This is a genomic window from Pseudoalteromonas sp. S3260 (assembly GCF_005886925.1).
Lineage (GTDB): Bacteria > Pseudomonadota > Gammaproteobacteria > Enterobacterales > Alteromonadaceae > Pseudoalteromonas > Pseudoalteromonas tetraodonis.
This window is the reverse complement of record NZ_PNCV01000134.1, coordinates 1-20,225: the sequence shown is the minus strand read 5'-3', so window position 1 is coordinate 20,225 and position 20,225 is coordinate 1. Positions and strand designations below refer to the sequence as shown.

Here is a 20,225-nt window from a genome sequence, read left to right as displayed (position 1 = left end):
CTTAACCAGAGTTCAGGTTAGATAAGAAAAAGCAGATGGTTCACAACAATGATTCCCACTCAAATTCAAATGTGTGACTTATTTAATAAACGTATTTGCACTTAGCTTTTGAGTTAGATTAAACCCATTTTGTCCGCTATAGTGAGTAGTGCCCTCTTTAAAAAATAAAAAACCACTACTAAAAGCAGTGGCTATTATGGCAATATTTTAAATGATTTGAATTGAACTTTGACTTCTACATATTTTTTTCAGTGAATTCAGCCAAGCTACTGCGCTCTACTTCATCAAATATGAGCACCGAGCCTTTTTCATAATTCCTATAAACATTAACAGCCGCACTTGCACCAGAAGAAGCTGCTGTTACAAATTTATCATCTATTTGCGCTAGATTACCCAGTACAATCGTACGACAATTTTTTCCACCGCGGCTAAGCATTCCTTTAATTTGAGCACGGGTCATATTTTGTGCTTCATCAATAATTAAAACAGCATCATCAATTGACCTGCCTCGAAAATAAGCCATAGAGGTAAACTCTATATTGGCACGCTCTATGACATGCTCAACAGTTGCACTAATATTACCTTCATTGTTATCACCTGAATGCATTGATATAAGCGCATCTGTTATACCTGCTAATAACGGCATTGATTTCTCGGTTAAATCACCGGGTAAAAAGCCGGGATCGTCGTCCATGAAGTCCCGAGACCTAACAACTACTATTTTCTTATATTTTTTCAACTCTAATACTTGATGTAGCGCTGCCGCAACGGCTAAAAAAGTTTTCCCAGAGCCTGCTGGGCCAAGTATGATATTTAAGTCATAATAAGGGTCTGTTAATTGGCTTAAAGCCACCGCCTGTCTCTGGTTTTTAGGCAAAATACCCCATACTTTTTCGTGCTTACGAGGCAATAGCTTTGTGTATACCTCAGTATCTGTCACTTCTGAAATTCGCCCAATGTGTCCAGCTTCATCGTACCAATACATGTTTGGCTGAACTTCATCGTTAAATAAGCTTACTGGGAATGTATAAACTTCTCCTGAAACCTTGAAGTCTTTGTCTGTTTTAATTCGATCAAAAAGATCTCCTTCAAAGGCTTGTACCCCTGTGTATAAAAGATCAATATCTGATATTTGATTATCTACGGCAACATCCTCAGCCCTAACGCCAACTGTTCGAGCTTTCAACCGCATATTAATATCACGGCTAACAATTGTTACGTCTTTATTGAGTTCTTTTTGAAGATATAAAGCATAATTAATTATTCTGTTATCAGCGTCACTTCCTATCCCGTGCTTTAACTCCCTAGCCATATCCAATTGAGTGTCAATTCCGATGAAAAGCTTTCCTCTCTGGGCTGTTTCGGTAGATGGTAAAGGAATACCTACTTCCATTTCCTCGGCTGTATGTCCATTTATAATGTCTTCCAACATTCTTATACACATCCGTGCATCTGCACTTACAGATTTATTAGTTCTCTCTTTCAGGTTATCAAGCTCTTCAAGGACAGTTAGACAGATGTAAATATCATCTTTGTAGCTAAGAATAGATTTTGGATCATGTACTAATGCAGATGTGTCTAGTACACGTGGACTTCTATTTTCATTTGAATTTTTCATATTAGCTCTCCCTTGAGAACAATTTTTATTAATTTGCATTTAAGATTTACCTTTGCTTTATTGTTTTTATTAGTGCTTTCGTGCAGGTTAAATCCGCTATATATGTATATTAATTGATGACTCTTTTCTTTAAACCACACCTAATGACATGTTAGAAAAGTTAAATTTGGACTTGTTGTTAATACTCAATTTATTCATTAAGAATAGGATTTGTAGATAGGTCTGCACAAATATTGAAAAAAAGGTTGCAGTAATACCTGTTTTACCACATCCCGCTGGGCCGGTTAAAATAACAAGCTCAATAGACGTGTCGAGCAAGGCATCAAGAGCCATTGCTTGGTAAATATTTTTTGGTTTTATTCCCCATGCACTTTGATGCATCAATCGCTCTGCACCAATATCTTTTAATTTAATGCGCTCGTTATCATAAGATTTGACCCGCGCAGCAAAGTGCTCGCTGCCATCAAGTATGTACTCATTACAAAACACATCAGGAATTAAGTTTTTAGCCACATAATGAAACGTATCACAGCCGTGCTGCTGTGTTTCGCATTGCCCTACCTGCTGCCAAAAATCACCCTCTATTTTTTTATAGCCGCTAGTTAATAAAGCAATATCATCAATTAACTGATCAGTACGATAGTCTTCAACATATTTAAGCCCCGCCCCTTTGGCTTTTAAGCGCATGTTAATATCTTTAGTTACTAATATGACTTTTTTATCGCTGTGCTGGTTTTGTAAATGCACCGCACAATTAATAATACGGTGGTCGTTTTCATTGCCCGGCAAACCAGAAATAGAATCGGCAAATAAATGGTCGTTTACAATAATTAAGCTGCCTGTCGATCCGCCTTGTTTATTCCTTGGCAGCGCCACACCTTGTAACATTTGTTCGGGAGAGGCCTGGCTGAGCACCCCATCAAGTCCACGAATGGCCACTCGCGCATCGCGGCTCACATCGTGTTTTCTATCTTTAATGTGGTCAAGCTCTTCTAAAACAGTCATGGGGATAACAACGTTATGTTCTTGGAAAGACAAATAAGCGAGGGGTTCGTGGAGTAATACATTGGTATCTAGCACATACATTTTACTATCAAAATTTGAAGCTTTTCCCATAGCACTTTCCTTACGTTTTATGATTTTTATGCTATACCCAATAAACTAATCAGTGGTTACTAATAAACTTGATTAATTACTTAGGTATAATTTGAGTTTAGTCTATTTGTCATAAAAGTCTGTTTTATGACAAATATCATTTAGTTTGAATTTCCTACAAAATCGGCGCACTAATCAGTGCTTATAGATAGGAATAATTCACACTTATAAAATTAATTAAAAGTCAGGCAAATAGCGCCTTGCAGTGGTGTTATCTAACAGGTAACATAGCCGCCTTTTTCTTCATAGACGAGACATACATGAATTTTTCCTTAGGTCAGCGTTGGATCAGTGACACAGAGTCAGATTTAGGATTGGGCACCGTTGTTGCCATTGATGGCCGCCAGGTCAGCATTTTATTTCCTGCCAGTGGTGAAAACCGTGTTTATTCTTCTGCAGAAGCTCCGGTAACCCGCGTAGCATTTAATCCTGGTGATGTGATCCGAAGCGTTGAGGAGTGGGAATTACAAGTTGAGTCAATTGAAGTACAAGGCGAATTACTGTGCTATCACGGTGAACGTGTTGATAACGGTGAAAAAGCACAATTAAAAGAAACCTTTTTAGACCATTTTATTAAATTCAATAAACCACAAGACCGTTTATTTGCAGGCCAAGTGGACCGTTTTGATCGGTATACTTTGCGCTACCAAACTTGGTTGCACCAATTTGAACGCCAACAGTCACCTATAAAAGGTTTAATTGGCCAACGTGCTAACCTTATTCCGCATCAGCTTTATATTGCCCAAGAAGTAGGTAAACGTTTTGCACCACGGGTATTACTGTCTGATGAAGTAGGCTTAGGTAAAACCATCGAAGCGGGCATGATTTTACATCAACAAATTATCACCGGTCGTGCCAGCCGTGTACTTATTGTTGTGCCTGAGAACTTACAGCACCAATGGTTAGTAGAAATGCTACGCCGTTTTAATTTACGTTTTTCAATTTTTGATGAAGAACGCTGCGACGAAGCGTTTGCTGATTCACCCAATGTATTTGATACCGAGCAACTGGTGCTTACTAGCCTTGAGTTTTTAACCAAGAAAAAACGCTGGTTTGAACAAGCTACGTTAGCTGACTGGGATTTATTAGTAATCGATGAAGCGCATCATTTAAGCATTAACAACAATAAACCTAGTGCCGAATACCAACGTATGGCTGAGCTGAGCCAAGACATTCCGGGGTTAATTTTATTAACAGCAACGCCAGACCAACTGGGTCATCGTAGCCACTTTGCACGCTTACAACTGCTCGACCCTGATCGCTTTTACGACTATGACGTGTTTAAAGAAGAAGAAGCAAACTACAAAGATGTAGCCGAAGCTGCTAACCAACTACTGCAAGAGCAATCATTAGATGATAACGCTAAAGCAACCTTGATTGAGCTATTAAAAGAAACGGATATCACCGATATCCTTGAAAAAGCCCAACAAGGCGACCTTGAAGCACGTAAAGAAATTTTAAATATGCTTTTAGACCGTCACGGCACTGGGCGCATATTATTTAGAAATAGCCGCAGTGGCATTGATGGCTACCCTAGCCGTAAATTACATGCCTACCCAATGGCATTACCTAAGCAATACAAAACAGCAATGACCGTACTGGGTAATATGAGTGGCATTCAAAATGCCGAGCTTAGTGCGCAACGTGCACTTTTCCCTGAAAAAATATTTCAAGAATTTGAAGGTGAAAGCGCAAGTTGGGGATTATTTGACCCTCGCGTAGATTGGTTAATTGAAACGCTAAAAACACTCAAGCGTGAAAAAGTACTGCTTATTTGTGCTAAAGCCGAAACAGCGATTAGCCTTGAGCAAATATTACGTGAACGCGAAGCAATTAAAGCGTCTGTGTTCCATGAAGGTATGTCGATTATTGAACGTGACCGCGCTGCGGCATTCTTTGCCGATGAATACGATAACGCACAAATATTACTGTGTTCAGAAATCGGTTCAGAAGGTCGTAACTTCCAGTTCTCACATCACTTAGTGTTATTTGATTTACCACTTAACCCCGATTTACTTGAGCAACGTATTGGTCGATTAGACCGTATAGGGCAAACACAAGATGTGAACATTCACGTGCCTTATTTTGAAAACACGGCACAAGAAGTACTACTGCGTTGGTATAACGAAGGCTTAGATGCATTTGAAAGCACTTCAACCACTGGGCAGTTGCTGTATAAAGAGTTTAGCGAAGATTTACTTGAGTACATTGCTGCTCATAATTGTGATGAAGATGAGCTAGATCCACTCCTTGAGCAAGTAGCACAAAAGAATGCAATATTACGTAAGCAAATGGAAAGTGGTCGAGATCGCTTACTAGAGCTACATTCATCGGGACAAGGTGCTGCTGACTCACTTGTAGCTGACATTGAAAAGCTCGATAACCAGTTTGAACTGCCAAGCTACATGATCAACGTGTTCGACACCTTTGGTGTAAGCCAAGAAGATAAAGGTGAAAACACCATTATTTTAAAGCCCACTGAGCACATGTTAAACGCTTCGTTCCCATCGCTAAAAGACGATGGTATGACAGTAACCTTTGACCGTGATACCGCGCTTTCTCAGGAAGATGTGCACTTTATTAGTTGGGATCACCCTATGGTGCAAGGCACTATGGATATGATTTGTGATGATGATTTTGGTAGTTCATCGGTGGCGTTACTTAAAAACAAAAAGTTACCACCAGGCACCTTTTTTGTTGAGCTAATATTTGTTGCCGAAGCCATGGCACCAAAAGTACTGCAAGTGGGTCGCTTTTTACCCCCTACGCCAATTCGTATTTTACTCGATAAGAGCAGTAATAACTTAGGTGAAAATGTTGGTTTTGATGGCTTTAATCAGCAACTATCTGCGGTAGGTCGTCAAACGGCGAGTAAATTAGCTGGTGCATTGCAAAGTGCGGTTCATCCAATGATCAATACCGCAAAAGACATGGCGCAACAAAAGCTGGATGTTATCCGTGCCGAGTCATTAGCAAAAATGCAAACATCGTTAAGCGAAGAACAACAGCGATTAATTGCACTGAAGCAAATTAATCCAAATATTCGCCAAGAGGAAATTACTTTTTACGACAAACAACGCAATGAGCTAACCGCACATATTGAAAAAGCGCAGTTAAAACTCGATGCGATTCGTTTGATTGTGGTTTCGCACTAGAGAATCTAGCTGTTAGCTATAAGCTATAAGCTGTAAGTCGTTAGTTAAAGATCAACTAGCGTGTGCATTGAAAAAAGCGCGATATTTATATCGCGCTTTTATTTTTATATCAATAAGGTACATCTAAATTTCAAATACTAAGCTTATAGTATTTAATTTTATCAATTACTCATTAGTACTTATTTAATTACAGCCACTCATCAGTATCTTGACCGCCTAAAATAGCCATTATTTCAACATCCGTTGCTGAAATTCTGTAATAAATACTGTCTGAGCCACAAACTGCACGCCGATAGCCTGTACGAATATGTTCAACTGATTGATAGGAATAAGGATTTGCAGCTAGCTTTTCAAACATAGAAAAGAAACTGTAAAAGTAAATATCTGCTTGCTGTTGTGAAAATGCTTTGCAACCATATTGATAAATACGACGTAAGTCTTCTTTGGCATCGTTTGAAAGTTTAAATGTGCGCACTACTTAATGCTTGCTTTAAATTCTGCTAACATTTCATCGGCAGATTGAGCACTAAAACCGCTTTTTTCTGCGTTAGCAAGCTTACTATTTATAGCTTCAGCCCTTCTTGCACGGCGAATTAAATCATTCACCAATTCACTTTTATTTGCGTAATCACCGATGTTCTCAACATGATTACGTAGCCATAAATCATTTTGTTCAGTAAGTGAAATACTTTGTCTTGCCATAATGAATTTCCAAAACGTTAGTCTGGTGTAATTTTACACCAGACTAAAAAATACGCAATTAAACTTTTACCTTTTCCCTTGAGCCTTTGCGCTCGCTCCACTAAAATAGCGCACTTCAAAATCACTGAGGTCTGCCGTGTTAGTTAACTACAATCCCCCTATGAGCCCGTATTTAACTATACTGTTTCAAGACGATGATTTACTTATTGTAAATAAACCTAGCGAGTTACTCACCGTACCAGGTAAAGACCCAAAACATGCTGATAGCTTAATTAATCGCGTCAACCGTGTTTTTCCTACGGCTAAAATTGTTCACCGTTTAGATATGGCTACCTCAGGGATACTTTGCTTGGCAATGAACAAAGCCGCTCACCGCCATTTAAGTATGCAATTTCAAGAGCGTGAAACGGCAAAGCGTTACATTGCGCGAGTTTATGGGCAACTTGAAAGTGAAACCGGCTCAGTTGATTTACCGCTTATTTGTGATTGGCCGAACCGTCCTAAGCAAATGGTTGATCACGACAATGGCAAACCCTCGCTTACCCATTTTAAAGTGCTTGAACGTGAAGTACAGGCAACCCGTGTAGAGCTTACTCCTATTACAGGGCGCTCCCACCAGCTGCGAGTGCATATGCTAAGCTTAGGCCACCCTATTTTAGGCGATCGTTTATATGCTCACAAAGACGCACTTGCTGCGGCTCCTCGCCTACAGCTACATGCACAAATGCTGCAACTCAAACACCCTGTAACGGAGCAAGTACTTACTTTTGAAGCTGAGAGCGAGTTTTAACACGGATTAATCTTTTAGCTATTTACTGTAAATAGCTAAACTTTAAGAGTGCTTCGCCGATACATAAATAAGATTTAAATTAAAAGCTTATTTATGTTTATTACGCAGATGTTTAAAGCCATTATTACTACTCTTGTGCTTGGCTGTACGTTAATCGGTTTTCAAGCGCTGAGTGCTGAGTATATCGCTCCTCCTCCCTTTTCAAAAAATATTGATGCGGATATCTCTCGCCTAGCTCAAAGTGATGAAGTAAAGCCTATTTTAGCTGGTGATACTGAGTTTTTAACTTTATACAGTGAGTATATGAGTGCCGACTTTAGAGGGGTAGTCATACTCATTCCTGATTGGCAATCAACGCCGACAAACAATGCAGGCATGAATTTCTTACGTAAAGAGCTGAATAACTACGGGTATACCTCTTATGCAATGACAGTTCCTGATGTAGATTGGCAAGCAGCTCAAGATGATGCAGCAAAAACGATAAATGATTCTGTGGGCGCAAATAATGAAACAGCCGACGCAAATACTAAGCCTGACACCAGCACACAAAAACAGCCTCATCATGCCGACTATGTTGAACAAGTAAATACTGAAGTGGTAGATAACTATAAATTAAAACTAGTCGCTCGCTACGACGCTTTATACCAACAAGCTGCGATGGAGTCTGAGAATATTGTTGTTATTGCACAAGGCACCAGTGCTGGGGTGTTGTTGGAGCACTACGCTGAATTTTCAGACTCAAAAATAAACGCCTTCATTAGTTTAAGTAGCTACCTTCCTAATACAAAACGCAATGCAAAGTTAAGCCAAATAACATCCTTGGTCACCCCCGCTTTGTTGGATATTTATTTTGCTACAGACAGTAATGATATTTTAATGAACCTTAAAAACCGTCAGCGTTGGGTTAATCGAAATGCAAAGTTTGATTACCGCCAGCGCCAACTGTTTGGATTACGCGATGCGCCGCAGCAACATGCACGACTAAGCAAAGAAATAGACGGGTTTTTACGCCGCCTTTTTTAAATACTCGTATGCCGCTTGAATATCTTGGCTTTTTTTAACTGCCACTTCCATCATGTGCTTAGGTAAACCTTGCGATACCAGTTTATCAGGGTGGTGCTGAGCCATGAGCTTACGGTAGGCTACTTTAATATCACGTTGCGATGCGTCTTTATTTAACCCTAATAAGGCCAATGCCTGCGAACGGTTCATATCATTACTTGGTGGTACATGATGCCCTGAACCTTCGCGGTAGCTGCTACTTTGACTTTGCTGCTGTTTAAAACGCTGTTGTTGCTGCCTAAAGTTAAACTCTGCTTGATAACGTTTTAATACAAAGGCAAAGTGTGCTTTAGATACCCCCAACTGCTTGCTTACTTCTTGCAGTAATTGCTTTTCTTGTGCGGCAAGCACGCCATCAGAAAACGCCATTTGAATTTGAATTTCTAAAAATAACTGCAGTAAATCATAACGTTTAGCAAAACGTTCTTTAAAATCATAAACCGTATCTTTGAGTGAAAAGTCGCTGTCTTTACCCGATTGAAACGCCTGCTGCGCTTCACGGCGCTCTTCGCCTTTTAAGCCCATTTCATCCATAAACAGCGTCGCTGCTTTAATGTGGGTTTCGCTAACACGGCCATTCGACTTGGCAATATGTCCCATTACCGCAAAGCAACTCGAAAAAAACAACGCTTGGCGTTCGTTAACATCATCGCCTTTAAAAAGGTTAGAAAAGCCGCCAGCTTTATCAAAGTCTTTTTTTAGGCTTTTATCAAACATATGGCCTAGGTATAAGCCTAAAATGGCACCAAATATTTTGCCAAACATAAAACCAAAACAGAAACCGAGAATTTTTCCCCACATTTTAAAACTTACCTCTAATGTTTTATATTTAGCTTATGGTGCTAGTTGTTGGTTAAGAGCCGATAAACGCTCTGGTGTGCCTACATCGTCCCATTGGCCAATATAGAGTTCAGTGGAGACTAAATGTTCATTTAATTTTTCACGTAGCAAAGGGCCTAATGGCCGAATGCCTGGGGCTAGCCCCTCAAAAAAGTCAGCTTGATAGCGCCCTATCCCTGAAAAGGTATACCGCAGGCTACTTGTCGGTAAGTGGCTCAGTGTAAAATCGCCATCAGGATTATGCGCAGGGTTTTCAACCAATACAATGTGCGCCTCTTTAGGCTGTAAATGTAGCTGCATTAATGCACTGACATCATAGTCGCTGTAAACATCGCCATTAATCACAATAAATGACTCCCCTAATAAGGGAAGTGCTTGAATAATACCGCCTGCGGTTTCAAGCCCGCCCGTCACTTCTTGGCTATAGGTTATAGTCACGCCCCACGCGCGCCCATCAGCAAAATAGGTTTTTATTTTATCTCCTTGCCACGCAAGGTTAATTATTATTTGAGTAATACCTGCAGCCTTTAGGCGCATAATATGATGCTCAATCAGTGGTTTTCCCGCTACACATAACATAGGCTTAGGTAACTCTGCGGTGAGCGGCATCATACGTTTACCGCGCCCAGCGGCTAATATCATCGCCTTCATGGTTGTTCCTCTTTTAACCGCTGTTGCACCTTTGGCACCACGCTAGTTTTTATCAAAGCCGATAAGTCGCTAAGCTCAGGGTATTGTGCCGCCACCTCTATTACGTATTCAAGTGTAGGGAGTATGTTTGCTAAGTAACCTTGTTTACCATCACGCAAATATAAACGACAAAAAATACCCGCCGCTTTTAAATGGCGTTGTAAACCCGTTAAATCAAACCAATATTTAAATTCTGCAAATGACTCGTTAGCTATTAAACCTTGGCGTTTAAATTCGTCGTAACCAAACTCAAGTAAATGATTCAGCTCGTCTTTAGGCAATTTAAAGTAGCAGTCTCTTAAAAGTGAGACTAAGTCATAACATAACGGACCTTGTACCGCGTCTTGATAATCAATAATCGCCCATTGCTGCTCGCAGCGCATAATATTACGACTGTGATAATCGCGGTGCATTGTGACTGTGGGTTGCTCAAGCAGTGTATTTATTAGCAGCGCTGTGCTTGTTTGCCAAGTCTGTTGCTGCTCAGCACTGAGCTCTGCGCTAATAAAATCATTAACCAGCCAATTTTTAAAAATATCCAACTCTAATGCAATAAAGTCACGGTCATACGGATTCATTGACGGCGCGGCTGGAGTTTTTGCCCACTTGGCACTTAAACTGATCAGTTGCTGGTAATACTCGCTGCGATTGGCATCATCAAGCAAGTCAGCTAAATGGGTGCTACCTAAATCACTTAGAATAAAAAAACCTTGCTGCTCGTCACTATGAATAATGGATGGCAATAAAAACCCCTGCTCAGAAAACACCTTGTTTAATGCAATATAAGGGACGTTGTTAACTTTTTTTGGATCGGAGTCCATCACAATAAAGTTTTTATTTTCAGCGTTTAACCTATAATAACGGCGAAAACTGGCATCTGCAGTTATTGCATTAAGCGCATAGGATTGCTCACTAAAGTGAGTATTAATAAACTGTTGTAAACTCTCAAAGCGTGTCATTTTATAAGCTATCTATTTTTCACTAATTACTTTGCCATTGTTTTCCTTTATTATGTATAGCTTGTAACTAATCACAGAGCATAAAGGTCGATAAATGAGCAAAACCTGGGGCATTTTGATGCTAAGCGTACTGAGCGCACCATCGCTTGCCGAAACTGAACTGACACACAATTTTTGTGGCACTTCAATGCAAACCAGAGCTTGGCAACCGCTTGCTGGCCTTGAGCTTGGAACGGTTGATATCAGCGCTGATGACGTTGAGCTTTTAGGAACGCAAAGCGCTGAATTTACTGGCAATGTTGATATTAACACCGTTAACATGAGTTTGTCCGCACAATCAGCACTGATTGATAAACAACGTGGCCTGCTTAATGCCACTGGCCCAATTACCTATCGCGATTATGTAAGCCACGTACAAAGTTCGGGCTTAAATGCCGATTTAAATAACTCAGCATTTAGTTTATTAGGCGCACAATATAGCCTAACACAACAACAAGGCAAAGGCGGCGCGGAAAAGCTCACCGTCGATAAGTCTGGCTTAATGCTGATGAATGCAAGCTTTACTGCGTGCCCAGGTAATACGCCTGTGTGGGCTATTGAAGCCGATGAAATAAACTTATCACGTGAAGAAGGCTGGGGCGAAACCTACAATGCCGTGCTACGTATTTTAGATACGCCGGTACTCTATTTACCTTATTTTACTTTCCCACTCGATGAGCGCCGTAAGTCAGGCTTATTAACGCCCAGCTTTTCAAGTTCAGATCGCTATGGATTAGAAACGATTACGCCTTATTATTGGAATATTGCCCCTAATTATGATGCCACTATTACCCCGCGTTATATGTCACGTAAGGGGCTACAATTACAAACTGAATTTAGATATTTAACCCCAGAGCACCAAGGTTTAGTGGCTGTAGAATATTTAAATAAAGATGACTCAGAGCCTGAGCTTAACGAGCGTTTTTTGTTTCATTGGCAACAAAAAAGTTATATTGGTGAAGACTGGCGAGCCAGTATTGATATTACCAATGTTAGTGATGATAACTACCTCACTGATTTAAACTCAACCTATGCAAGTAAAACCGATACGCAGCTTTATCGTACCGGCTCGCTAACCCATATGGGCGAAATGTGGCGTACTGATATAAAGATGCAAAACTTTGAAGTACTCGGTGACCACTTAGAATCATACACGGCGTTACCACAAATTAGCTTTACCCAAACCACCCCTTGGAAAATTGATTATTTCGATTTTAGTGTTTCAGGCGAGCTGAGCCATTTTACTAACAGCTCTGCGGTAATTGACCAAGCTACTCGCGTGCACATAGAACCTAAAGCACGCTTTGATTACAAAGAGTATGCCTGGTCATTTTTATCTGAAGTGAGCTTATTGCAAACTAACTATAAACAAGACGGTGATTTACAGGGTACACAGTATAGCGATAATGTTTCGCGTACTTTGCCTAAAGTGCGCTTATATTCTCAGCTTAACTTTGAGCGCGACACCTCAATTTTTATTGACGATGGTATTCAAACTCTAGAGCCACAAATTCAGTATTTATATACGCCTAATAAAGATCAGTCTGACATTGGCTTATACGATACCACCAAGTTACAAGATGACTTTTTTGGTTTATTCAGGGATGCGCGTTTTTCAAGTGTTGACCGAATTGCCGCAGCTAATCAATTTACATTAGGGGCTACAACGCGTTTATTTGATAAGAAAAATGAAGAAGTATTTAACTTCAGCGCAGGCCAAATATTTTATTTAAGTGATTCAGCCAAGCCTACAGAGCAAGGACTTAATAGCGGTAGTAACTACAATGCCTTGTTTGCAGCGCAAACCATGTTACATTGGCACCGCCGCTGGTATTTATCGGGTGGTATTCAGTACGACACGGATGGCAAGCAAATTATCCAGTCAAATTTAACCTTAGACTATAAAGGTGACGATAATCAGCTGGTTCAATTGAACCATCGCTATGCAAATGATGTCTCAGGAAATACAATCGAGCAAGCGGGCTTATTTACAAGCATCCCTATCAGTGACGAGTGGCAATTTATTGCAAGTTACCATCGCGATCTTGATAATAACCGCAGTATTGAAGTATTGAGTGGATTACAGTATGAATCGTGCTGTTGGGCGTTCCAAATTACTGGCCATCGCCAAATTGAAACTGATTTAAATCAGTCAATTGGGCAACCCCAAGCCACTTTTGATTCGAGCATTCGTTTGAATTTTGTATTAAAAGGGCTTGGTAGTAAAAGCCGTTACGATGCTCAAAAATTATTACAACAAGGTATTTTTGGTTATCGTAGGCCGTATTTTCTTAATGACTAAACTGCTTTATTTATAGTAAAAATTTACAAATAACTATATCAATTTAGCCGTATTTAGCATTACAACAGTACTATTAGTAAGAGTAGTAAAAAGAATATGAATTTAAAAAAATTATTAACATCAGCAGTTTTAACGTTCAGCTTATGCCAAAGTGCATTTGCCGCCCCTGTCGAAATAGATAAAGTAATTGGTATTGTAAACCAAGGCGTTATTTTAAAAAGTGAAGTAGACACCATTGTTGATCGCGTAAAAAAACAAGCAGAAGAACAAAACCAACAGCTGCCAAAAGACGAAACACTGCGTGTTCAGGCGATTGAACGCTTAGTAAATCAAACCTTGATGATGCAGATGGCTGAGCGTATGGGCTTAGAAATTTCAGATAGCCAGCTTGACCAAACCCTTGCCAACATGGCCAAAGAGCAAGGCGGTACAATTGCTGATTTGCGTCGTACTATTGAAGCGTCGGGTGAGAGCTTTCAAGCTTACCGCGAAGAAATTCGTAAAGAGATAACCACGCAACAAGTTACGCGTGCAAACGTAGACCGCCGTATATATGTAAGCGACCAAGAAATTGATAACTTACTAAAAATTATGGATAGCCAAGGCCAAAATGCCGAAGAATATGATATTGGTCATATTCTTATCGATATTCCAAGTGGTGCAAGTGCAGACGACGTAAGCTCAGCAAAAACACGCGCAGACAAAGTTATTGAACTGCTACAAGATGGCCAAGAATTTAAGCGTATTGCCATTTCATCATCAAGTGGCTCAAAGGCCCTTGAGGGCGGCCAATTAGGCTGGATGGGTATTAACGAAATGCCATCGTTATTTGCAGAAGCTGTAAAAGGTAAAAAGAAAGATGCGATTATTGGTCCACTTCGTTCCGGTGCGGGTTTCCACATCATTAAAGTACAAGACGTACGTGGCCGCCAAGTAGTTGAAACCACCGAAGTTAAATCTCGTCATATTCTTATTAAGCCTTCAATCATTTTAAGTGAAGAAAAAGCACGCACTATGTTAGCAGGCTTTGTTAAAGATTTACGCGCCGGCGATGCTGACTTTGCAGAACTTGCTAAAGAGTACTCACAAGACCCAGGTTCAGCACTTAAAGGTGGTCAATACGATTGGACTGATCCAACCACCTACGTGCCTGCGTTTAGAGATACGTTACTATCACTTGATAAAAACGAAATCAGCGAACCATTTAGAAGTCAGTTTGGCTGGCACATTGTGCAGTTACTAGAAAAACGTGTTGCAGATAAGACCGAGCAAGCTAAACGTAATCGTGCACATGGCATGTTGTTTAATCGTAAATTTAAAGAGGAAAGCTTTAACTGGCAGCAAGAAATGCGCGAACAAGCCCATGTTGAAATTTTCCCAATAGACGAATAATTATGACCTTAAGAATTGCGGTAACCCCAGGTGAGCCTGCAGGCATTGGCCCAGACTTGCTATTAAAACTGGCACAGCATAGCTGGGATGCGCAACTAGTAGCGATTGCAGATGCATCGCTACTAAAACAGCGCGCTAAGCATTTAGGTTTAAACATTAAATTAATTGAATTTGATGAACAAGCCAAAGCAACGCCAACAGCAGCAGGCAGCTTATATATTAAGCAAATTGATTTAGCAGAGTCCGTTGAGCTTGGCGTGCTAAATGACGCAAACGGTCAATACGTATTAGACACACTGCGTATTGCCAGCGAAAAGAATATGGATGGCACATTTGATGCCGTTGTTACGGGGCCTGTTCATAAAGGTATTATTAACCAAGCCGGCATTTCTTTTAGTGGCCATACTGAGTACTTTGCTCAGCAATCAGGTACAGCCGATGTGGTTATGTTATTAGCCACCGAAGGTCTGCGTGTTGCCCTAGTAACTACACATATTCCGCTTGCGTATGTCTCTCGTGCTATTACGCAAGAGCGACTAGTTAAAGTGGCTAATATTCTTAATCATGACTTGAAAACTAAATTTGGCATTGAGCAACCACGTATTTTAGTCTGTGGCTTAAACCCACATGCCGGTGAAGATGGTCATTTAGGCCGCGAAGAAATCGACACGATTACGCCTACGCTTGACATATTAAGAGCTGAAGGGATGAACTTAATCGGTCCTTTACCAGCCGATACGTTATTTCAAGATAAATACCTAAATGAAGCCGATGCAGTGCTGGCTATGTATCACGATCAGGGATTACCTGTGCTAAAATACAAAGGATTTGGTAAGTCAGTGAATATAACTCTCGGCCTTCCATTTATTCGCACCTCAGTCGATCACGGTACTGCGCTTGATTTAGCCGGTACAGGCGATGCTGATGTTGGCAGTTTTGAATTAGCGATCCGCGAAGCAATTAAGCTCGCCCATGAAAAAGCACAGAATCAATGACCGATAAAGTACACTTAGGACACCGCGCCCGTAAACGTTTTGGCCAAAACTTTTTATTCGATGAGTCAATCATCGACAAAATCGTCACCGCTATCGATCCTAAACCGCAAGATAATTTAGTAGAAATTGGCCCAGGTCTAGGCGCTATTACCGAGCCTGTTGCAGATTTAAGTGGCCATTTAACGGTTGTTGAGCTAGATAAAGATTTAGCCCAGCGTTTAATTGAACACCCATTTTTAGGGCCAAAATTAACCGTAAACCAAGGCGATGCAATGAAGTTTGATTTTGCAAGCTTGGTTAAAGATGACAAAAAGCTAAAAGTATTCGGCAACCTGCCGTACAATATTTCAACGCCTTTGTTGTTTCACCTGTTTGAATTTGCCGATCATATTGAGCACATGCACTTTATGCTGCAAAAAGAAGTGGTAAAGCGCATGGTAGCAGGCCCTGGTAGTAAAACCTTTGGTCGCTTGAGTGTGATGACTCAGTATTATTGTCATGCGATGCCTGTGGTAGAAGTACCGCCTGAGTGCTTTAAACCGGCACCTAAAGTCGATTCTGCGGTTATTCGCTTAATCCCTAAAAAGGCACAGCAGCGCACCGCTAAAAGCGTTAAAATATTAAACACCGTTTGTTTAGAAGCGTTTAATCAGCGCCGTAAAACGTTGCGTAACAGCCTTGGCAACCTTCTAACCGCTGACGAATTAACCAGCATTGGCATTGATATTACTTTGCGTGCTGAGAGCCTGTCGTTACAACAATTTATTGATATAGCTAACTGGATTTATGACAACAAGCAGTAATATAGGATCACCTGTAAAGGTATCTGTTGAAACGTTTTATGTGGAAGAGCAATCGCAACCCGAACTAGATAAGTTTGTGTTCGCCTACTCCGTTACTATAAAAAACCACAGTTTATGCAGTGCAAAGTTACTTAGCCGTTATTGGCTGATTACTGATGCCAATGGCAAAGAAGTAGAAGTGCAAGGCGAAGGTGTGGTGGGTGAAACCCCAGATATAGCTCCAGGTGAAAGCTACAAATATACCAGTGGTGCAATAATAGATACACCGGTAGGCACCATGCAGGGACATTACACTTTACGTAACGAGTTTGGTGCTGAATTTAAAGCCCCCATAAACGTATTCCGCTTAGCCTGTCCTAATATCTTACACTGACAAAAACAGGTAACAATGGCCGACTACGCAATAGGTGATTTACAAGGCTGCTTTGACGAATTTAGTTTATTGTTAAAGCAAGTCGACTTTAACCCTAGTAAAGATCACTTATATTTAGTGGGTGATATTGTCGCTCGCGGTCCAAACTCGAAAGCGTGCCTTGATTATATTTATCAACATCAAGACAGTGTTAGCGTCACATTAGGCAATCATGACTTACACATGATTGCCTGTTATTTAAATAATGTTACACCCAACCCTAAAGACAAACTCACTGCACTGTTTAACAGTAGTAAACTGCCCCACTACATCGCGTTTTTACAAACTCAGCCTTTAGCTCTTTATTTAGAGCAGTATGATTGTTTTATCTCTCATGCAGGACTTAACCCTGATTGGTCATGCGTACATGCTATTGAACACGCTCAATTTGCTCAACAGTGTTACAGTCAAAACAATGCCGAGTTCTATTTTAAAAACATGTATCAGCCTCACCCGCTAAAATGGACTGAGCAACTTGATGATGCTGCTAAATTTCGTTACATCGTTAATTATTTCACTCGCATGCGCTTTATTACGCCTGATAATTTGCTCGATTTTAATGCAAAAGAAGCAACAACAAATTCATCATCACTAATTCCTTGGTTTTCTCATCCTGCCATTATGAACGCTCAACATGACCTAATCTTTGGACACTGGGCAGCACTTGAAGGCAAAACGCCCTACAACCACCTTTATGCTCTAGACACGGGTTGCGTATGGGGTGGCTCAATGACACTAATAGAACTACAAAGTAAGCAAAAATTTTCAGAAAAATCACAACTTTTGTCTAAATAAACTGAAAAAAGTTAATACATCTGTTAAGTTTAAAAGTGGATGTTAAATTGCATAATTACAAAACATTCACAATATTGTGTAAAAAAATAGTAATACTCTTAATTGAGTTAAACATAGGCAATAAACAAGTGTTAACGCCTTACATTATTTTTTACCCCTAATCGAAGACTTGTATTATGCATGCTTGGTTTGTAATTAAGTTTCGCGGTAAATTTAGCAACTAACTATTAACAGTAAAAATTAATTATTTTTAATTACTTAACTTATTATTGAAAGCGCCGATAAGTTTTAATAGACGTATTTTTGAATGGAAAACCATATGAATCTAACAGTGAGTCAACGTATTTGGGGTGGTTTTATATTTATCACTTTATTACTTTTAATTATTGGCGGTAACTCTTTAATAAAAATAGCAAATATAGATCGTTCAACTCAAAAAGTTAATCAGCTATCGCTTCCTGCATTAAACAAGAGCGCTCAGTTACAAGCTGAATTTATTTTGATGAGTAAAGCCGCTCAAGCTAGTTTCCATATAACATCGGCTCAAAAACTCGCCACGTTAAAAGCGCAAATAGAAGAGCAAAAACAAATATTTAATAAATTGCACCGCGAACTACAACAAGTTGTTAAAGACGATCCACAGTTAAACAAAAGCAGCCTTGAAGTTGAAAAAACCTACCTGAGCTTTTCAAATATCATAAACAGCCTGCTTAAAGATAAAAACGCCCAGCTAGTGCTTAACAAAAAGCTCAAAGCGCAACTAGAAACCGTTGAGCTCGCGGCAGAAGATGCCAACTCTATAGTACTTGATATTATTGATATTGATGGTTTAGAGGATAATTACCCGCGCGCTTATCAAGCAGCTAATAATCTAGAAAATAACTTTATGTCCGTGGTTACCAGCAGCACCGACATGCTAACCGTTAAAACGCTTAACACGCTCGATATTATCAAAAACGAGCAAGTGTATTACTTTGAAGAAGTCGTTCGTACCGTTTCATTAATAAAGCCGGCGATAGAGCAAAGCCACAGCAGCTTGTATAATGACTTAAAGGGTTATGTAGATACCCTAGAGAGCAATATTTTAGGTAACGATAGCCTTTCAGCGAATAAAAAACGCCTTATTGACGCAATAAGCACAACCGAGCGTGAATTAGCAGAGTCTGAAAAAGCGACTAAAACAGCGCTTAGTCAAATTGACGAATTAGTATTACAAGCCAGTGGCGTTGCATTTACATTACAAGAAGGCGTACGTAGTGACGTAAACTCAGCTAATTTATGGACATGGATAGGTATGATCATTGCGACTATTATCGCTGTGCTTGTAGCCATCATTACGGTTAACCGTATTACTAAGCCATTAGCGGAAGTAAATCGTATTCTAGATATTGTTGCCAGTGGTGATATGACTCAACGCTTAGATGACAGCGCAAAAGATGAATTTGGTGAATTATCGAAAAGTTGTAATACCTTAATTGATAGTTTACGTAGCTTAATCACCGGTATTATTTCACGTTCAACACAACTTGCAGCCGCTTCTGAGCAAACCTCAACAATTACCGGTGAATCAAGCAAAGCAATCAGTAATCAGCAAGCGCAAGTAGAGCAAGCAGCAACCGCAACCACTGAAATGAGCAGCACATCACAAACAGTGAGTAATAGTGCACAACAAGCACTGAGCGAAATTAAAAATGCCGATAAAGAAGCGGAGCGCGTTAAAGGTATTTCAAATCAAAATAAAGCAACCATTGAGCAACTCGCCTACGAGGTAGACGAAGCATCAAGTGTTATCAATAAACTACACAAAGATAGCGCATCAATTGGTAGTATTTTAGATGTTATTCGCGGTATTGCCGAGCAAACTAACTTACTCGCACTTAATGCAGCGATTGAAGCCGCTCGTGCCGGAGAGTACGGCAGAGGCTTTGCTGTGGTAGCTGATGAAGTAAGATCACTTGCAAGTAAAACACAAGAGTCGACCCAAGAAATTCAATCTATGATTGAGTCACTACAGTCGGGCGCTGAAGAAGCGGTTAAAGCTATGGAAAAAGGTAAAGAACGCGCGGTTTCATGTGTTGAGCAAAGTGACTTAGCCAACAGTGCACTGGATTCAATTACCCTTGCAGTATCACAAGCGCATAATGTCAGTGAAGAGATATCAACAGCAGCACAAGAGCAACAACAAGTATCACAAGAGATCAGTGAGCACTTAGAGTCTATTGTTGCTATTGCCGAGCAAACAGCAGAAGGCGCTGTACAAACGAATATTTCAAGTTCAGAAGTGGCTAAATTAGCCGAAGAACTAAGAATATCAGTAGAGAACTTTAAAGTATAAATATCGCGCTGTAAGTAGCCTTAGAGCTACTTACAGCTCATACCCTAGTAAGTCAGCGTAAAGCCCCCTTATTCCTCTTCAGGCATACTTAAACAGCTCATCCGCACTCTAAATCAACAACACCAAACAACTTAGCCCGTAAAGTCATTTAACACTCATACTATTTAACCTGAGCTTCGGA

16 protein-coding genes and 1 pseudogene are annotated in these 20,225 nt (G+C 40.2%); 10 read left to right on the top strand and 7 right to left on the bottom strand.

Features of this window, described 5'->3' with window-relative positions; all coding sequences use genetic code 11:
• Window positions 1-235 precede the first annotated feature (235 nt).
• Window positions 236-1,618 carry a PhoH family protein gene (locus CWC14_RS16770; protein ID WP_138564033.1) on the bottom strand — a complete coding sequence of 461 codons (1,383 nt, stop codon included), beginning with the start codon at window positions 1,616-1,618 and terminating at the stop codon, window positions 236-238.
• Window positions 1,619-1,876: 258 nt separating this feature from the next.
• Window positions 1,877-2,734, bottom strand: a pseudogene (locus CWC14_RS16765) (PIN domain-containing protein); the annotation flags it as partial.
• 299 nt (window positions 2,735-3,033) lie between these two features.
• Between CWC14_RS16765 and rapA the strand changes: the two are divergent.
• Complete coding sequence (gene rapA, locus CWC14_RS16760; protein WP_138564029.1) at window positions 3,034-5,928, top strand: RNA polymerase-associated protein RapA; 2,895 nt, start codon at window positions 3,034-3,036, stop codon at window positions 5,926-5,928.
• A 187-nt stretch (window positions 5,929-6,115) separates the two neighbouring features.
• Here the strand turns inward: rapA and CWC14_RS16755 are convergent, their stop codons facing one another.
• On the bottom strand, window positions 6,116-6,403 hold the full coding sequence (locus tag CWC14_RS16755) for a type II toxin-antitoxin system RelE/ParE family toxin (RefSeq protein ID WP_138564027.1): 288 nt from the start codon (window positions 6,401-6,403) through the stop codon (window positions 6,116-6,118).
• On the bottom strand, window positions 6,403-6,630 hold the full coding sequence (locus CWC14_RS16750) for a ribbon-helix-helix domain-containing protein (RefSeq protein WP_033103989.1): 228 nt from the start codon (window positions 6,628-6,630) through the stop codon (window positions 6,403-6,405). Before CWC14_RS16750 ends, CWC14_RS16755 begins: the two co-directional genes overlap by 1 nt.
• Window positions 6,631-6,766: 136 nt before the next feature.
• Here CWC14_RS16750 and rluA point away from each other — a divergent pair, with 136 nt between their 5' ends.
• Window positions 6,767-7,420 (top strand): bifunctional tRNA pseudouridine(32) synthase/23S rRNA pseudouridine(746) synthase RluA, encoded by a 654-nt coding sequence (rluA, locus tag CWC14_RS16745; protein ID WP_138564025.1) that lies wholly within the window; start codon window positions 6,767-6,769, stop codon window positions 7,418-7,420.
• 93 nt (window positions 7,421-7,513) lie between these two features.
• Window positions 7,514-8,443 (top strand): DUF3530 family protein, encoded by a 930-nt coding sequence (locus tag CWC14_RS16740; protein WP_138564023.1) that lies wholly within the window; start codon window positions 7,514-7,516, stop codon window positions 8,441-8,443.
• On the opposite strand, the gene djlA is transcribed toward CWC14_RS16740, so the two are convergent.
• From djlA to CWC14_RS16725, 3 genes are read right to left on the bottom strand one after another with little or no spacing between them, the layout of a single operon-like run.
• The gene (djlA, locus tag CWC14_RS16735; RefSeq protein WP_008113211.1) at window positions 8,426-9,283 is read right to left on the bottom strand and encodes a co-chaperone DjlA; all 858 of its coding nucleotides are present in this window, start codon (window positions 9,281-9,283) and stop codon (window positions 8,426-8,428) included. The genes CWC14_RS16740 and djlA overlap by 18 nt on opposite strands.
• Window positions 9,284-9,316: 33 nt before the next feature.
• Window positions 9,317-9,973 (bottom strand): N-acetylmuramate alpha-1-phosphate uridylyltransferase MurU, encoded by a 657-nt coding sequence (gene murU / locus CWC14_RS16730; protein WP_138564021.1) that lies wholly within the window; start codon window positions 9,971-9,973, stop codon window positions 9,317-9,319.
• Window positions 9,970-10,971: an aminoglycoside phosphotransferase family protein gene (locus CWC14_RS16725; protein WP_138564019.1), complete on the bottom strand. Its 1,002-nt coding sequence runs from the start codon at window positions 10,969-10,971 to the stop codon at window positions 9,970-9,972. Before CWC14_RS16725 ends, murU begins: the two co-directional genes overlap by 4 nt.
• Window positions 10,972-11,065: 94 nt before the next feature.
• On the opposite strand from CWC14_RS16725, the gene lptD reads away from it, so the two are divergent.
• From lptD to CWC14_RS16690, 7 genes are all read left to right on the top strand, one after another.
• Window positions 11,066-13,312, top strand: a complete 2,247-nt coding sequence (lptD, locus tag CWC14_RS16720) for an LPS assembly protein LptD (RefSeq protein WP_138564017.1) — start codon at window positions 11,066-11,068, stop codon at window positions 13,310-13,312.
• Between the two features lie 96 nt (window positions 13,313-13,408).
• Window positions 13,409-14,704: a peptidylprolyl isomerase SurA gene (gene surA / locus CWC14_RS16715; RefSeq protein WP_138564015.1), complete on the top strand. Its 1,296-nt coding sequence runs from the start codon at window positions 13,409-13,411 to the stop codon at window positions 14,702-14,704.
• 2 nt (window positions 14,705-14,706) lie between these two features.
• On the top strand, window positions 14,707-15,699 hold the full coding sequence (gene pdxA / locus CWC14_RS16710) for a 4-hydroxythreonine-4-phosphate dehydrogenase PdxA (RefSeq protein ID WP_076921929.1): 993 nt from the start codon (window positions 14,707-14,709) through the stop codon (window positions 15,697-15,699).
• Window positions 15,696-16,502, top strand: a complete 807-nt coding sequence (gene rsmA, locus CWC14_RS16705; protein ID WP_008113221.1) for a 16S rRNA (adenine(1518)-N(6)/adenine(1519)-N(6))-dimethyltransferase RsmA — start codon at window positions 15,696-15,698, stop codon at window positions 16,500-16,502. The genes pdxA and rsmA overlap by 4 nt, the downstream gene beginning before the upstream one ends.
• Window positions 16,486-16,875, top strand: a complete 390-nt coding sequence (apaG, locus tag CWC14_RS16700) for a Co2+/Mg2+ efflux facilitator ApaG/CorD (RefSeq protein WP_008113223.1) — start codon at window positions 16,486-16,488, stop codon at window positions 16,873-16,875. The genes rsmA and apaG overlap by 17 nt, the downstream gene beginning before the upstream one ends.
• A 15-nt stretch (window positions 16,876-16,890) precedes the next feature.
• Entirely contained in the window at window positions 16,891-17,709 is an 819-nt protein-coding gene (locus tag CWC14_RS16695) for a symmetrical bis(5'-nucleosyl)-tetraphosphatase (RefSeq protein ID WP_138564013.1), read from the top strand.
• 319 nt (window positions 17,710-18,028) lie between these two features.
• Window positions 18,029-20,044, top strand: a complete 2,016-nt coding sequence (locus tag CWC14_RS16690; protein WP_138564011.1) for a methyl-accepting chemotaxis protein — start codon at window positions 18,029-18,031, stop codon at window positions 20,042-20,044.
• Window positions 20,045-20,225: the final 181 nt, after the last annotated feature.

Excerpts from the sequence above, each read along its gene's own strand:
- CWC14_RS16725 (WP_138564019.1), bottom strand. The coding sequence starts at position 10,971 with ATGACACGCTTTGAGAGTTTACAACAGTTTATTAATACTCACTTTAGT.
- CWC14_RS16750 (WP_033103989.1), bottom strand. The coding sequence starts at position 6,630 with ATGGCAAGACAAAGTATTTCACTTACTGAACAAAATGATTTATGGCTA.
- djlA (WP_008113211.1), bottom strand. The coding sequence starts at position 9,283 with ATGTGGGGAAAAATTCTCGGTTTCTGTTTTGGTTTTATGTTTGGCAAA.
- surA (WP_138564015.1), top strand. The coding sequence starts at position 13,409 with ATGAATTTAAAAAAATTATTAACATCAGCAGTTTTAACGTTCAGCTTA.
- CWC14_RS16690 (WP_138564011.1), top strand. The coding sequence starts at position 18,029 with ATGAATCTAACAGTGAGTCAACGTATTTGGGGTGGTTTTATATTTATC.
- apaG (WP_008113223.1), top strand. The coding sequence starts at position 16,486 with ATGACAACAAGCAGTAATATAGGATCACCTGTAAAGGTATCTGTTGAA.
- CWC14_RS16695 (WP_138564013.1), top strand. The coding sequence starts at position 16,891 with ATGGCCGACTACGCAATAGGTGATTTACAAGGCTGCTTTGACGAATTT.
- murU (WP_138564021.1), bottom strand. The coding sequence starts at position 9,973 with ATGAAGGCGATGATATTAGCCGCTGGGCGCGGTAAACGTATGATGCCG.
- rapA (WP_138564029.1), top strand. The coding sequence starts at position 3,034 with ATGAATTTTTCCTTAGGTCAGCGTTGGATCAGTGACACAGAGTCAGAT.
- CWC14_RS16770 (WP_138564033.1), bottom strand. The coding sequence starts at position 1,618 with ATGAAAAATTCAAATGAAAATAGAAGTCCACGTGTACTAGACACATCT.
- CWC14_RS16740 (WP_138564023.1), top strand. The coding sequence starts at position 7,514 with ATGTTTATTACGCAGATGTTTAAAGCCATTATTACTACTCTTGTGCTT.
- pdxA (WP_076921929.1), top strand. The coding sequence starts at position 14,707 with ATGACCTTAAGAATTGCGGTAACCCCAGGTGAGCCTGCAGGCATTGGC.
- rsmA (WP_008113221.1), top strand. The coding sequence starts at position 15,696 with ATGACCGATAAAGTACACTTAGGACACCGCGCCCGTAAACGTTTTGGC.
- lptD (WP_138564017.1), top strand. The coding sequence starts at position 11,066 with ATGAGCAAAACCTGGGGCATTTTGATGCTAAGCGTACTGAGCGCACCA.